This is a genomic window from Dietzia sp. SYD-A1 (genome assembly GCF_015356725.1).
Taxonomy (GTDB): domain Bacteria; phylum Actinomycetota; class Actinomycetes; order Mycobacteriales; family Mycobacteriaceae; genus Dietzia.
This window is the reverse complement of sequence record NZ_JADDKI010000135.1, coordinates 1-13362: the sequence shown is the minus strand read 5'-3', so window position 1 is coordinate 13362 and position 13362 is coordinate 1. Positions and strand designations below refer to the sequence as shown.

The following is a 13362-nucleotide window of genomic DNA, read 5'->3' as shown; positions in this document are numbered from 1 at the left end:
CCCCACGGCCCGCCCGGTCATTCGGCGCCCGGGGGTCACCGCCACCGATCCGATCACCCGGCCGTCGGCCCGCAGCACGGGGGCGGACACCGAGGCCACGGCGAGGTCGGCGGCGGCGGAGAGCTCGGCGTCGGTCACGTCGATCTCGGACAGTTCCACGAACAGTTCGGAGACGCGGTCGCGCACGAGGGCTCCCACGCCCGAGGACTCCAGGGAGTCGGCCATCCTCAGCAGCTCGCGGCGCGCCGGCGTGAGGCGCTCGATGGACCAGCCCCGCCGGGCGATCTGAGGCATCACCACTTCCAGTCGCTCCCGGGCCGCCTCGGTGAGACCGCCGGAATCCGAGAGCCACCGCCGCTGGTCGACCACCGGTAACCGGGCGACGAGCTCACGGGCGAAGGGTGCCCGCACCGGGACGACGTGGCCCACCGCGATGTCCGGCCGGGAGGCCGTGCGCATGCCCGCCCCCACCACGTCCACGACCTCGCTCATGCCGTCGCGGGTCTCGAACACCACGGCGGCGATCCCCGTGTCGTCGACGAGGCGTTCCAGGGGCTGACGGGCGGCCCGGGCCAGGTCGACCTCGGCGGACAGGGATGCGGCGATCGTGCGCATCGTGGGCCCGGCGCGCCACCCGCCCTCCCACTTCTCGGCCCACCGTGCGTCCTGCATCTCCGCCAGCACGGCGTGGAGGGTGGAGCGGCTGGCCCCGGTGATCCGGGCGATCTCCGCGAGGGGCAGCGGTGGGCCCTCGCGTGACAGTGCCTCGATCACGGCGAGGACGCGATGCGTGGGCTCATGGCGCATAGTCGACATCGTATGTCGACATGTCGGCGATGTGCGCACTGTTTCGCTCGCCGAGATGAAAATCGCGGCCTTCGGGGCGCACGATGGACCCCGAACCAGACCGCAGACAGACCTGTCTGCGGTCTGTCGTCCGGTCGGACCGGGCCAGCCCACGACATTGGAGGTCGCATGACAGCGAGGACGGCGGTGACGCTCTCGCACCTCGACGCACTCGAGGCCGAGTCAGTCCACATCTTCCGCGAGGTAGCCGCGCAGTTCGAACGCCCGGGGATGCTGTTCTCGGGTGGCAAGGACTCCGTGGTGATGTTCCACCTCGCGCGCAAGGCCTTCTGGCCCGCGCCCATGCCGTTCCCGCTCATGCACGTCGACACCGGGCACAACTTCGACGAGGTCATCGAGTACCGCGACAGGGTGGTCGACCAGACCGGCGTCCAACTGCTCGTGTCCTACGTCCAGGACGACATCGACGCCGGCCGCGTGGTCGAGGAGACCGGCGTCGGCACCAGCCGTAACCGCCTCCAGACGGCCGCGCTGTTGCGCGGCATCCAGGAGAACCGCTTCGACGCGGTCTTCGGGGGCGCCCGTCGCGACGAGGAGAAGGCCCGGGCCAAGGAGCGCGTCTTCTCCTTCCGCGACGCGTTCGGAGCCTGGGACCCGCGCGCGCAGCGCCCCGAGCTGTGGAAGCTCTACAACGGTAATCACCGCAAGGGCGAGCACATCCGGGTGTTCCCGCTGTCCAACTGGACCGAGCTGGACATCTGGCAGTACATCGAGCGCGAGGACATCGCGCTGCCGCCCATCTACTACGCGCACCAGCGCGAGGTGATCGAGCGCGACGGCATGCTGCTGGCCAAGACCCGCTTCCTCGAGACCCTCCCGGGCGAGGAGGCGCGCACCGAGCTGGTCCGTTTCCGCACCGTCGGGGACGCCACCTGCACCGGCTGCGTGGAGTCCGACGCCGCCGACAACGCCGCCGTCGTGGCCGAGGTCGCGGGCACCCGCGTCACCGAGCGCGGCGCCACCCGTGCCGACGACCGGATCTCCGAGGCCGGCATGGAAGACCGCAAGAAGGAAGGCTACTTCTGATGAGTTCCGCCACCACCGCGTCCTCCGCCGGCGCCCCGTCCCTCAGCACCGCGTCGACCCTCACCGCGGAGCAGTTGAGCACGATGTCCGAGCACGCCCAGCTGCTACGCATCGCCACCGCGGGGTCGGTCGACGACGGTAAGTCGACCCTCATCGGGCGCCTGCTCTTCGACTCCAAGGGCATCTTCGAGGACCAGCTGGCCTCGATCGAGGCCACCTCCGCCAAGCGCGGCGACGAGTACACCGACCTCGCGCTGCTCACCGACGGGCTGCGGTCCGAGCGCGAGCAGGGCATCACCATCGACGTGGCCTATCGCTACTTCTCGAGTCCGCGTCGCAAGTTCATCATCGCCGACACCCCGGGCCACGTGCAGTACACGCGCAACATGGTCACCGGTGCCTCGACGGCCGACGTGGCGATCATCCTCGTCGACGCCCGCAAGGGGGTGCTCGAGCAGACCCGCCGGCACGCGTTCCTGTCCGCGCTCCTGGGCATCCCGCGCCTGGTCGTGGCCGTCAACAAGATGGATCTGGTCGACTACGACGAGGCCACGTTCGAGGCCATCCGCACCGAGTTCACCGATTTCGCCGCCAAGCTCGAGGTCCACGACGTGACGTTCGTCCCGCTGTCCGCCCTCAAGGGTGACAACGTGGTCGACAGGTCCGAGGCCATGCCCTGGTACACGGGCCCGGCACTGCTCGACCACCTGGAGAACGTGCACATCGCGTCGGACCGCAACCTCACCGACGTCCGGTTCCCCGTGCAGTACGTGATCCGCCCCCAGCGCGCGGACGGACTGGACCACCGGTCCTTCGCCGGCACCGTCGCCGGGGGGATCATGAAGGTCGACGACGAGGTGGTGGTCATGCCGTCCGGTCGGCAGTCGACCATCAAGGCCATCTGGGGCCCGGGCGGAGCCGAGCTCGACGAGGCGGCGGCGCCGGCCGCGGTGACCATCGCGCTCAACGACGAGATCGACATCGTCCGTGGTGAGATGATCGCCCGGCCCGGCAACCGGCCGCACCAGGGCACCGAGCTCGAGGCGATGGTCTGCTGGTTCGCCGACGACTCGACCCTCACGCCCAACAAGCGGTACGTCGTCAAGCACACCACCCGCGACACCAAGGCGATCGTCACGGGCCTGGAGTACCGGCTCGACGTCAACACCCTGCACCGCGACCCCGACTCCACCGAGCTGGGGCTCAACGAGATCGGTCGCATCGGCCTGCGCACGCAGACGCCGTTGATGTACGACCCCTACCGCCGCAACCGGGACACCGGGGCGTTCATCCTCGTGGACGAGCTCTCCGGCAACACCGTGGGCGCGGGCATGATCATCGGGCCCGCCACCACCGGGTCCAACGTGGTCTGGCACGCCGGTGCCGTCCAGCGCGGCGACCGCGGGCAGGGCCGCACCCTGTGGCTCACCGGCCTGTCGGGTTCGGGCAAGTCCACGATCGCCTCCGAGGTGGAGCGGTTGCTCATCGAGTCCGGCCACCCCGCCTACATCCTCGACGGGGACAACCTGCGGCACGGCCTCAACGCCGACCTCGGGTTCTCGGCCGAGGACCGGGCGGAGAACATCCGTCGCACCGCGGAGGTGGCGGCACTGTTCGCCGATGCCGGCGTCGTCGTCATCTGTTCCCTCATCTCCCCGATGCGCGCCGACCGCGACAAAGCGCGCGGCGTCCACTCCGCGGCCGACCTGCCCTTCACCGAGGTGTTCGTGGACACGCCGTTGGCCGAGTGCGAGGCGCGCGACCCCAAGGGGCTGTACGCCAAGGCGCGGGCCGGCGAGATCCCGGAGTTCACCGGCGTCTCCGCGCCGTACGAGCCGCCGCTGACCCCCGACCTACACATCCGTCCGGAGGACGGCACCGCGGAAGAGGTGGCGCAGCGGATCGTCAGCTCGATCCTGGGCGTCTGAGCGGGTGCCCGAGGCGCTCTGGTCCTACGACTCACTGGGGCTGCTGGTCGTCAGCGCGGTGATCGGCGTGGTCATAGGTCTGACGGGGATGGGCGGCGGGGCGTTGATGACGCCCGCGCTCATCCTCGTGGGGATCCCTCCCACCGCCGCCGTGGCCAACGATCTGGTGGTCAACGCGGTGAACAAGGTGGTCGGGGCCGGAGTGCACTGGAAGCACGGCAAACCCAACCTGAAGATCGCGTTCTGGCTGATCCTGGGCTCGGTTCCGACCGCGTACCTGGGGGCCTGGCTGGTGCACGCGGTGGGAGCCGACGACGTCCAGGGGCTGCTGAAGAAGGCCATCGGCGGGACGCTCATCGTGGCCTCCTCCGCCTACTTCCTGCGGGCGTTCTTCGAGATGGCCGGCAAGATCCGTACGGGCAGCGACCCGAACCCACCGGTCAGACCGCTCGTCACCCTGCTGGTCGGAGTGGTCGGCGGACTGATGGTGGGCATCACCTCGGTGGGCTCCGGCACGGTCATCATGATGTGCATCATGCTGCTGTACCCGACCCTGGCCGCGCTGCGGCTGGTGGGCACCGACCTCGTGCAGGCGGTCCCGCTGGTGATCGCGGCGGCCATAGGGCACGTGATGGTGACCGGCGTCGACTGGACCCTGCTGGTGCCGCTGCTGATCGGCGGGGCGATCGGGACGTTCTTCGGCTCCCGGGTCGCCGGCCGGGTGCCGCAGGGTCTGATCCGGCGGGGCATCACCATCGTGTTGGCGGTCACCGCCTCGGCGATGCTCGGGGCGTCGCCGCCACTGATCGGTGTGATCGCCCTGGTGCTGGTGACGGGCGGGCCACTCGTATGGCGGGCGCTGGTGCGCAGATACTCGGTGCATCTCGGCGAGCGGGCGGCGCAGGACCGCGTGCGCGCCTGACCCTCGCCTGACTCACGCACACGGCGCGCCGGGCCCACCCGCGTGCCGATCCCGCCGCATCCGCGCGTGAGTACTGCATCCACTCACGATATTCCGCGTGCGAATGCAGTAATGGCGCGCGGATGGGGGTTGGCGCGCGGATCGGGCGGAGGGGCGGTCAGGAGGTGGTGACGAGTTCCGGATCGGGAGTCCGCTCACGGCGGACGGCACGCACCGCGTGGACCACGAGCGCGATCCACACCAGGACCAGCGTCCCGAGCACGGGCCCGATCACGATCGCCGGGGCGTCGGCAGCGCTCAGCAGGGTGAAGGTGTTGGTGATGATGATGAGACCGCCCGCGGCCGTGCCCAGGACGCGGGCGGACATGTGCCGGACCATCCAGGCCGCGAACGGAGCGGCGATCACGCCACCGACGAGCAGCGCGACGGCGAACGCCCAGTTGATGCCCGCGGCGCCGAGACCGAAGAGGAAGCCGATGGACGCGCTCACCGCCACCACGAACTCGGAGGCGCTGATCGAGCCGACCACCTTGCGCGGTTCCACCCGGCCCGAGGAGAGCAGAGTGGTGGTCCCCACCGGGCCCCACCCGCCGCCTCCGAACGCGTCGAGGGTTCCGCCGACGAAGCCCAGTGGCACCAGGAAGCGCGCCGAGATCTGGCCGGAGAACTGGGGCCGCCTGCCTCCCAGTCGCAGGAAGCGGTAGAGGACGTAGAAACCCAGTGCGAGCAGGAGCGAAGCGACGATGGGCTTGGCGGTCGCGCTGGACAACGACGCCAGGGCCGTCGCGCCGATGAAGGCGCCCACCGCGCCCGGGCCCGCGAGGATCGCGACGATGCGCCAGTCCACGTTCCCGAACTTGTGGTGGGAGACGCCGGACGCGAGGGTGGTGCCGATCTGGGCGAAGTGCACGGCTGCCGACGCGGCCGCGGGCGCGATCCCGGCGGCCACGAGGATGGTCGTCGAGGTGACGCCGTATCCCATGCCGAGCGAGCCGTCGACCAGCTGGGCGAGCAGTCCGGCGAAGCCGAGGATGATCAGGGTGGGCACGAGGGGGATCCTCCGGCGTCGGTCGAGTGGGGGGTTCTCGGAACCACGTAGCGGGCGAGGCCTCGTCCGACCGCAGCCCACTAGGGCATTAAACAGAGTAGTTCAGTAGACTTTAGCATCAGGGCCTGGGGTTGGCCACCACGGCGGGTCGGCGGGTCAGTGGCGGCGGGGTCCGCCGCTCACCGGGGCTCCCAGGCGTCTTCGTCGAGGGTGAGGGCGTGGACGTCGCCCGGTAGCCGGCCCTCGGCGAGGTCGGACAGTGTCACTGCGTCCATGACCCGCCGCAGGGACGCCCTCGACGCGATCCACACGTGCTGGAGGACCGCGGCCCGCTCGTTGTAATCGACCGCCTCGGGCCGCACGTCATACACGCTGACGAGCGGGCCGTCGACCGCGCGGAGGACATCGGCGACAGTGACGGAGCCCGCGTCCTGAGCGAGTGTCCAGCCACCGGTCTTGCCCCGTCGGCTGGCCACGATGCCGGCCCGGCGCAGGTCCGACAGGATCGACTGCAGGAAGCCGTGCGGGATGTCCTGGAGCCGGCCCAGTTCCTCGGCGCTGATCGGGTTCTCGCGGGGACCGTCGCCACTGTGGGCGCGTTGGGCGTTCGCGAGCTCGACGAGCGCACGCAACGCGTAGTCCGACTTCGCGGTGACCCTCATGGGAACAGTCTCCCATGGGGGCGGATCTCCTGAGTGGCCGCGGACCGGGGTGGGGGAGCGGCGCCGGACAACCTGGCATGCGTCAACATGAAAGTTTTGTGACATAATGGCCGAATTCGCGCCGGCTCGGGGTCGGCGCCCTGCTCCGAGGAGCGACATGAACGAGGCGGATGAGCGGACCTGCTACGTCCACGAGACCTCCGACGGCGCGGTCTGGGGCTGCCGTCGTTGTGGCGCGACCAGCGGCACGCTGCCCTCGCGAGGCGCGGCGCGGGTCGCCGCCGACGCCCACCGTTGCCCGGATGAGCCGGCCCGCGTCGTCCGGGAGTACGGCAGCAGTCGACGCCGCGGCCTGCGTCTGCGTCGGCGATAGCCGTCCCGCATCCGCTGCCGCATCGGGCCTTCTACTGTGGAGGTCATGACAGCACCCATGCGTTCCTCCGATCAGCAGCTCGCCGTCGACCTCGCCGCGGATGCCGGTCGCCTGTTGGTGGAGCTCCGGTCGTCGGGACCCACCAAGCGTGAACTGGGTGACCTCGGGGACCGCCGCGCCAACGCCCTGCTCCTCGAGCGTCTGGCCGCCGAACGCCCCGGAGACTCGGTGTTGTCGGAGGAGTCGAGCGACGACCTCGCCCGCGTCGACGCCGACCGTGTGTGGATCATCGATCCCGTCGACGGCACGCGCGAGTACGGGCTCGGCGACCGTCCGGACTGGGCGGTCCACGTGGCGCTGTGGGAGCGGTCCGGGGACCCCGCACGAGCGCGGCTGGCCGCCGCCGCGGTCGCGCTCCCGGCGCTCGGTGTGGTCATGGGGGTCGACGACGACGAGGTCTACGCCCCCCCTGTGGGCAACGGCGGGGTGGACGGGGGTGGCCTCCTCCCGCCACGCTCGGGCTCGCGGCCGAGAATCGTGCTCTCGGCCTCCCGTCCGCCGGCGTTCGCGGAGGCGGTCGCCGAGTCCGTGGGCGGGGATCTGGTGCCCCTCGGTTCGGCCGGCGCCAAGGCGGCGGCCGTGGTGCGCGGGGAGGCCGACGCCTACATCCACGCGGGCGGCCAGTACCAGTGGGATTCGGCCGCGCCGGCGGGCGTGGCCCTGGCCAGGGGGTTCGTCGCCGTGCGGGTGGACGGCTCCCCGCTGGAGTACAACGTCGCCGAGACCTATCTGCCGGACCTGGTGGTGTGCCGCCCGGACCTGGCCGAGGCGATCCTGGAGGCCATCGCGTCGGCGTGAGGGGTCACCTGCTGGTGATCAGGGCCCCCGCGATGGCCGCCATGAACGCGTCCTTGGCCAGGCTCATGCCCTCCTGGGACGGGCGGATGCCGTCGGACTCGGTCATCGAGGGGTTGCGGAAGTACATCGACAGCAAGCCCGCGGAGAAGGTGCCGAGCGCGGCGCCCGCGAGGCGCGGTGACACGACGGGCGTCAACAGGGCCGCGCCGATGCCGATCTCGGAGTAGGCGACGAACTTCCCGAACGTGTCCGGTTCCATCTTGGTCACCTGGGGCACGCCGGTGGCGGCGAAGCCCTGGAGGCCCTCGGCGGACTCGGTGGGCAGGTTCCGCTTGGACAGTCCCGAGTTGAGGACGAAGGCGCCGGTGACTCCGCGGAGGATGGCGTTGGACAGGCTCATGAGTGCTCCTGGAGGGTCGGGGTCGCGGGTGCTGCGACACAGGTGATGTCACGCTTTGGTGATGTGGCACCGACGAGGGTAACGCACGGGACCGGCACGTCACCCCCGCAGGAGATCGACCCCAGAGGATGCGCGTGGGGGTCGCCGGTGGAACAGTCACCTGCATGAGCGCGAACAGCACCCGAGACATCACCGACAAGCCCGACCCGGAGGCCGACCCCGACGCCGGCAAGCCCGAGTCGCCCACCTCGCTCAAGGCGGGGACCTGGAAGATCGGCCTCACGCGCGCCGCCGCGGAGTTCTCCAAGGACAAGTGCACGGACCTGGCCGCCGCGCTGACCTACTTCGCGGTGCTCTCGATCTTTCCCGCCCTGTTGGCGGTGGTGTCGCTGCTCGGGGTGTTCGGGCAGGGGCAGGAGACCGTCAACGCCGTGATGGAATTGTTCGAGGGCGCCGCGCCGGAGGAGACGCTCGCCGCGCTCCGCGGGCCGATCGAGTCCCTGGTCAACACCCCCGCCGCCGGCGTCGCCCTGGTCACCGGTCTGCTGGGTGCACTGTGGACGGCGTCCGGGTACGTGGGGGCCTTCGGGCGGGCGATGAACCGCATCTACGAGGTCGAGGAGGGGCGCCCCTTCTGGAAGCTCAAGCCCGCCATGGTGCTCCTCACCGCCGTGCTGCTCCTCCTCGTGTGCCTGGCCGGGCTCATGCTCGTCGTCAGCGGCCCCATCGCGGAATGGGTGGGTGACCTGGTGGGTCTCGGTGAGACCGCGGTGACCGTGTGGGGCATCGCCAAGTGGCCGGCGCTGGTCCTCGTCGTCGTCGTGATCCTGGCCGCGCTCTACGGGTTCTCGCCCAACGTCAAGCAGCCGAAGTTCCGATGGGTCTCCCTCGGCGCGGTCGTGGCGCTGCTGGTCTGGGCCGTCGCCACCGCGGGGTTCGTGTTCTACGTGTCCAACTTCTCCAGCTACAACGCCACCTACGGCTCGCTGGCCGGCGTCATCATCTTCCTGCTCTGGCTCTGGATCACCAACAACGCGCTGCTCTTCGGGGCCGAGGTGGACGCCGAGGTGGAGCGGGCCCGCGAGCTACAGGCCGGACTGCACGCCGAGGAGACCATCCAACTCCCGCCGCGGGACACCACCGCCAGCGACAAGGCCGAGGAGAAGCGACAGAAGACCATCGACGACTCCGCCGACATCCGCCGCGAGGCCCAGGCGGAACAGGCGCGCGACTCCCACTGACGCCTCCCGCCGCGCGGCGGGAGGCGCGAGGCGCTGTCGAGCAGCCACAATCGGGGTATGAACTCCTCCGGCGGGACCGCGTCGACCGCCCGACGCCGACTCCGCACCGTCCGCCTGGTCCTCGAACGCTCGGTGGGTGAGTTCTTCCGCGACCGTGGCCCCGATCAGGCGGGGGCGCTCACCTTCTACGGTGTGCTCTCGCTCTTCCCCGCACTCCTTGTGGTGGTCTCACTGCTCGGGGTGCTCGGTCAGGGCGCCAGGACGGTCGATGCCCTCATGGGCATGCTGTCCGACGTCGCCCCGGAGGAGATCCTGGATCCGATCCGGGACCCGGTCGAGGCGGTCGTCACGACGCAGGCCGCCGGCACGGCGCTCGTGGTCGGTGTGGTGATCGCGCTGTGGACCGCATCCCGCTACGTGCGGGCGCTGGGCCGGGCGATGAACCTGGTGTTCGGGGTCGAGGAGGGGCGCCCGCCCTGGCGGCTGGTGCCCGTCGGTCTGCTGCTCACGGCGTTGCTCGTCGTCCTCGTGGCAGTGGGCGGACTGGCGCTGGTGTTCACCGGACCGATCGCCGAGACCGTGGGCGGGTGGATCGGTCTGGGAGAGACGGCACTGGCCGTGTGGGGCCTGGCCAAGTGGCCCGCGGCCCTCGTCTCCGCGGTTCTCGCACTGGCGATCCTCTACCGATTCGCGCCCAACGTCGCCGGACGGAAGTTCCACTGGGTGTCGCTCGGGGCGGCCGCGGCGCTGCTCATCATGGGAGTCGCCACCGCCGGGTTCGGCTTCTTCGTCTCCCATTTCGGCAACTTCAACCGCTCCTACGGTTCGCTCGCCGGGATCATCGTGTTCCTGGTGTGGCTGTGGCTGGTCAACATGGCGGTGCTCTACGGCGCGCGTCTGGACACCGAGGTGTTGCGCATCCGCCAGCTCCGGTCCGGCATCCCGGCAGAGGAGAACGTGCAGGTTACCCCGAGGGACACCACCGCGAGCGATTTCTTCGCACGCAGGCGGGCCAGGATGCTCGAGGAGTACCGCGGGCTCCGACGCGAGCCGGAGGAGCCCACGGAGGCGGGGCGTGCACGACGGTAGGGTTGCCCGTATGCGCCTCGTCGTCACCGGGGGAGCCGGGTTCATCGGCGCCAACTTCGTCCACACGGTCATCCGCGAGCACCCGGGTGCCCACGTCACGGTGCTGGACGCGATGACCTATGCCGCCAATCGCGCGAGTCTGGCCGGACTCCCGTCGGATCGGGTCGAGCTGGTGGAGGCCGACTGCGCGGACCCCGCCGTCACCGACCGGCTCGTCGCGCAGCTCACGGGGCCTGACGACGCGGTGGTGCATTTCGCCGCCGAGAGCCACAACGACAACTCGCTCGTCACCCCGTGGCCGTTCGTGCACTCCAACATCGTGGGCACCTACGCCGTGCTCGAGGCCTGCCGCGGCCACGACGTGCGCCTGCACCACGTGTCGACCGACGAGGTCTACGGCGACCTGCAGCTGGACGATCCGGACAGGTTCACCCCGGCCACCGCCTACAACCCGTCGAGCCCGTACTCGGCCACCAAGGCCGGCGCGGACATGCTGGTCCGCGCGTGGGTCCGGAGTTTCGGTGTGCGCGCCACGATCAGTAACTGCTCCAACAACTACGGCCCGTACCAGCATGTCGAGAAGTTCATCCCGCGGCAGATCACCAACCTTCTCACCGGGCAACGCCCCCGCCTCTACGGCAGTGGAGCCAACGTGCGGGACTGGATCCATGTCGATGACCACAACTCGGCCGTCCTGCGGATCCTGGCCGGCGGCGAGCCGGGCCGCACCTACCTCGTCGGCGCCGACGGCGAGCACTCCAACCTGCAGGTCATGCACATGATCTGCGAGCTCATGGGTGCCGCCGGTACGGACGGCGATCCCGGTTTCGACCACGTCACCGATCGTCCCGGCCACGATCTGCGGTACGCGATCGACGCCACCGCCACCCGCGAGGAGCTCGGGTGGGAGCCGCAGCACACGAACCTGCGGGACGGGCTGGCCCACACCATCGAGTGGTACCGCGAGAACCGGGACTGGTGGGAGCCGGTCAAACAGAGCGTCGAGGCGAAGTACGCCCGGACGGAGAGGGTGCTGTGAAAGGCATCGTCCTGGCCGGCGGCAGCGGCACCCGGTTGCGCCCGCTCACGTTGGCGACGAGCAAGCAGCTCATGCCGGTCTACGACAAGCCGATGATCTACTACCCGCTGTCCACCCTCATGCTGGCGGGAATCCAGGACATCCTTCTCATCACCACGCCCGAGGACGCGCCGCAGTTCCGGCGGCTGCTGGGCGACGGCAGTCAGTTCGGCATCACCCTGAGCTACGTGGAGCAGGCCGCCCCCGAGGGGCTGGCGCAGGCGTTCGTGCTGGGAGCGGAGCACATCGGCGACGATGCGGTGGCGCTGATCCTGGGCGACAACATCTTCTACGGCCCTGGGATGGGGACGCAGCTGCGCAGGTTCGCCGACCTCGACGGCGGCGCCGTGTTCGCCTACCGCGTCTCCAACCCGGGCGACTACGGGGTGATCGACTTCGACCCGGACGGTCGCGCGATCAGCCTCGAGGAGAAGCCTCAGAACCCGTCCTCCGACTTCGCCGTACCGGGCCTCTACTTCTACAGCGCCGATGTGGTGGAGGTCGCGCGGAACCTCGAGAAGTCGCCGCGCGGGGAGTACGAGATCACGGATGTCAACCGCCACTACCTCGAGGCGGGCCGACTCCGGGTCGAGGTCCTCCCGCGCGGCACGGCGTGGTTGGACACCGGCACCCACGACTCTCTGCTCGACGCGGGCAACTACGTGCGGACCATCGAGGACCGGCAGGGCCTGAAGATCGGCTGCCCGGAGGAGGTGGCGTGGCGGATGGGGTATCTCGGCGACGACGAGCTCACCTCCCGCGCCCACGACCTCGAGAAGTCCGGGTACGGGGCCTACCTGCTCGACGTGCTCCGCCGCGAGAAGGGTCGGCACCTATGAACGGCGGCCATCCGGACGATCAGCATGCACAGCCGCTCCCCCCGATGCACGCCCGCCTGAGCAGCGGTGCACGCCGGAGTGCATCGGGAGGAGCGGATGCGGAGGGGGCGGGCGAACCCGTCCGCCCCGCCGGGCTGCCGAGAATCCTCGTCACCGGCGGTCGCGGGCAGCTCGGTCACGCGCTCTCCGGGGTGGCACACGCCCCGGGCCGTGACGAACTGGACATCACCGATCCCGCGTCGATCGCCGCGGCCCTCGATCGCCATGACCCGGAGGTCGTCGTCAACGCGGCGGCGTACACGAACGTCGACGAGGCCGAGACCGACGAGGCGGGTGCCCGGGCGATCAACACCGACGGCGCGGAGTCGCTCGCCGCGGCCTGCCGCGATCGCGGGATCCGGATGGTTCATATCAGCACCGACTACGTCTTCTCCGGTGAGATCCCCGGAGGAGGCGACCCGGCCACCGCTCCTGCGCTCGAACCCACGGACCCGACCGCCCCCTCCACCGCGTACGGTCGCACCAAGGTGGCGGGGGAGCGGGGTGTGCTGGGGGCTCATCCCGAGGCGACGATAGTCCGCACCGCGTGGCTCTACACCGGCCCGGATCGGGTGAGGGCGGGCCTGTCCGGAAGCGACTTCGTCGCCACCATGGTCCGACTGGAAGGCGAGCGAGACGAGCTCACCGTGGTCGACGACCAGTGGGGCTCGCCCACGTCCACGCAGGCGCTCGCGGGCGGTCTGCTGGAAATGCTGGCCGCCGAGAAGGCCGGCCGGGTCGACACCCGCGGGCTCACCCTGCACGCTGCCGGAGGCGGGCGCGCGACCTGGTGCGAGCTCGCCCGCGCGGTGTTCAGTTGGTACGGAGCCGACCCGGACCGGATCCGCCCCTGCAGCTCCTCGGAGTTCCCCCGGCCGGCACCCAGGCCGGCCTTCTCCGTGCTGTCCGACGCCTCGTGGCGGGCGGCGGGACTATCGCCACTACCGGACTGGCGGGCCGACCTCACCGCCGCGATGGCCGAGCACGCACAC

General features: G+C 70.4%; 14 protein-coding genes. 10 read left to right on the top strand and 4 right to left on the bottom strand.

The window, feature by feature from the left end; translation table 11 throughout:
- Nucleotides 1-807 (bottom strand): helix-turn-helix domain-containing protein (locus IY392_RS06390; RefSeq protein WP_194860791.1); only part of this gene is annotated, 807 nt, incomplete at its 3' end.
- Between the two features lie 168 nt (nt 808-975).
- On the opposite strand from IY392_RS06390, the gene cysD reads away from it, so the two are divergent.
- The 3 genes from cysD (at nt 976) to IY392_RS06375 (ending at nt 4743) form a co-directional block, all read left to right on the top strand.
- Nucleotides 976-1893 carry a sulfate adenylyltransferase subunit CysD gene (gene cysD / locus IY392_RS06385; RefSeq protein ID WP_107757162.1) on the top strand — a complete coding sequence of 306 codons (918 nt, stop codon included), beginning with the start codon at nt 976-978 and terminating at the stop codon, nt 1891-1893.
- An 83-nt stretch (nt 1894-1976) separates the two neighbouring features.
- Entirely contained in the window at nt 1977-3821 is a 1845-nt protein-coding gene (gene cysC / locus IY392_RS06380) for an adenylyl-sulfate kinase (RefSeq protein ID WP_370446360.1), read from the top strand.
- 4 nt (nt 3822-3825) lie between these two features.
- Nucleotides 3826-4743 (top strand): sulfite exporter TauE/SafE family protein, encoded by a 918-nt coding sequence (locus tag IY392_RS06375; RefSeq protein WP_182611972.1) that lies wholly within the window; start codon nt 3826-3828, stop codon nt 4741-4743.
- Between the two features lie 157 nt (nt 4744-4900).
- Here IY392_RS06375 and IY392_RS06370 read toward each other — a convergent pair whose 3' ends face one another.
- Both IY392_RS06370 and IY392_RS06365 read right to left on the bottom strand, forming a co-directional pair.
- Nucleotides 4901-5791: a sulfite exporter TauE/SafE family protein gene (locus IY392_RS06370; RefSeq protein WP_194860790.1), complete on the bottom strand. Its 891-nt coding sequence runs from the start codon at nt 5789-5791 to the stop codon at nt 4901-4903.
- A gap of 179 nt (nt 5792-5970) precedes the next feature.
- The gene (locus IY392_RS06365) at nt 5971-6453 is read right to left on the bottom strand and encodes an Rrf2 family transcriptional regulator (RefSeq protein WP_107757158.1); all 483 of its coding nucleotides are present in this window, start codon (nt 6451-6453) and stop codon (nt 5971-5973) included.
- Nucleotides 6454-6610: 157 nt separating this feature from the next.
- On the opposite strand from IY392_RS06365, the gene IY392_RS06360 reads away from it, so the two are divergent.
- Nucleotides 6611-6826, top strand: a complete 216-nt coding sequence (locus IY392_RS06360) for a hypothetical protein (RefSeq protein WP_152428035.1) — start codon at nt 6611-6613, stop codon at nt 6824-6826.
- 45 nt (nt 6827-6871) lie between these two features.
- Entirely contained in the window at nt 6872-7684 is an 813-nt protein-coding gene (locus IY392_RS06355; RefSeq protein ID WP_107757157.1) for a 3'(2'),5'-bisphosphate nucleotidase CysQ, read from the top strand.
- Between the two features lie 4 nt (nt 7685-7688).
- Here IY392_RS06355 and IY392_RS06350 read toward each other — a convergent pair whose 3' ends face one another.
- Nucleotides 7689-8084, bottom strand: coding sequence for a hypothetical protein (locus IY392_RS06350; RefSeq protein ID WP_107757156.1), 396 nt, complete (start codon nt 8082-8084; stop codon nt 7689-7691).
- A 164-nt stretch (nt 8085-8248) separates the two neighbouring features.
- On the opposite strand from IY392_RS06350, the gene IY392_RS06345 reads away from it, so the two are divergent.
- The 5 genes from IY392_RS06345 to rfbD all read left to right on the top strand — a co-directional run.
- The gene (locus IY392_RS06345) at nt 8249-9325 is read left to right on the top strand and encodes a YihY/virulence factor BrkB family protein (RefSeq protein WP_107757155.1); all 1077 of its coding nucleotides are present in this window, start codon (nt 8249-8251) and stop codon (nt 9323-9325) included.
- A 57-nt stretch (nt 9326-9382) separates the two neighbouring features.
- Nucleotides 9383-10414: a YihY/virulence factor BrkB family protein gene (locus IY392_RS06340; protein WP_228549097.1), complete on the top strand. Its 1032-nt coding sequence runs from the start codon at nt 9383-9385 to the stop codon at nt 10412-10414.
- A 10-nt stretch (nt 10415-10424) separates the two neighbouring features.
- On the top strand, nt 10425-11453 hold the full coding sequence (gene rfbB, locus IY392_RS06335) for a dTDP-glucose 4,6-dehydratase (protein ID WP_194860789.1): 1029 nt from the start codon (nt 10425-10427) through the stop codon (nt 11451-11453).
- Complete coding sequence (gene rfbA / locus IY392_RS06330) at nt 11450-12331, top strand: glucose-1-phosphate thymidylyltransferase RfbA (protein ID WP_182612776.1); 882 nt, start codon at nt 11450-11452, stop codon at nt 12329-12331. The genes rfbB and rfbA overlap by 4 nt, the downstream gene beginning before the upstream one ends.
- Before the next feature lie 134 nt (nt 12332-12465).
- Nucleotides 12466-13362, top strand: an 897-nt coding sequence (rfbD, locus tag IY392_RS06325; protein ID WP_375292894.1) for a dTDP-4-dehydrorhamnose reductase, incomplete at its 3' end; no start/stop codon positions are given.

Bases quoted from the DNA above. Each gene is read 5' to 3' on its own strand.
- cysD (WP_107757162.1), top strand. From the start codon at position 976: ATGACAGCGAGGACGGCGGTGACGCTCTCGCACCTCGACGCACTCGAG.
- cysC (WP_370446360.1), top strand. From the start codon at position 1,977: ATGTCCGAGCACGCCCAGCTGCTACGCATCGCCACCGCGGGGTCGGTC.
- IY392_RS06365 (WP_107757158.1), bottom strand. From the start codon at position 6,453: ATGAGGGTCACCGCGAAGTCGGACTACGCGTTGCGTGCGCTCGTCGAG.
- IY392_RS06360 (WP_152428035.1), top strand. From the start codon at position 6,611: ATGAACGAGGCGGATGAGCGGACCTGCTACGTCCACGAGACCTCCGAC.
- IY392_RS06355 (WP_107757157.1), top strand. From the start codon at position 6,872: ATGACAGCACCCATGCGTTCCTCCGATCAGCAGCTCGCCGTCGACCTC.
- IY392_RS06350 (WP_107757156.1), bottom strand. From the start codon at position 8,084: ATGAGCCTGTCCAACGCCATCCTCCGCGGAGTCACCGGCGCCTTCGTC.
- IY392_RS06345 (WP_107757155.1), top strand. From the start codon at position 8,249: ATGAGCGCGAACAGCACCCGAGACATCACCGACAAGCCCGACCCGGAG.
- IY392_RS06340 (WP_228549097.1), top strand. From the start codon at position 9,383: ATGAACTCCTCCGGCGGGACCGCGTCGACCGCCCGACGCCGACTCCGC.
- rfbB (WP_194860789.1), top strand. From the start codon at position 10,425: ATGCGCCTCGTCGTCACCGGGGGAGCCGGGTTCATCGGCGCCAACTTC.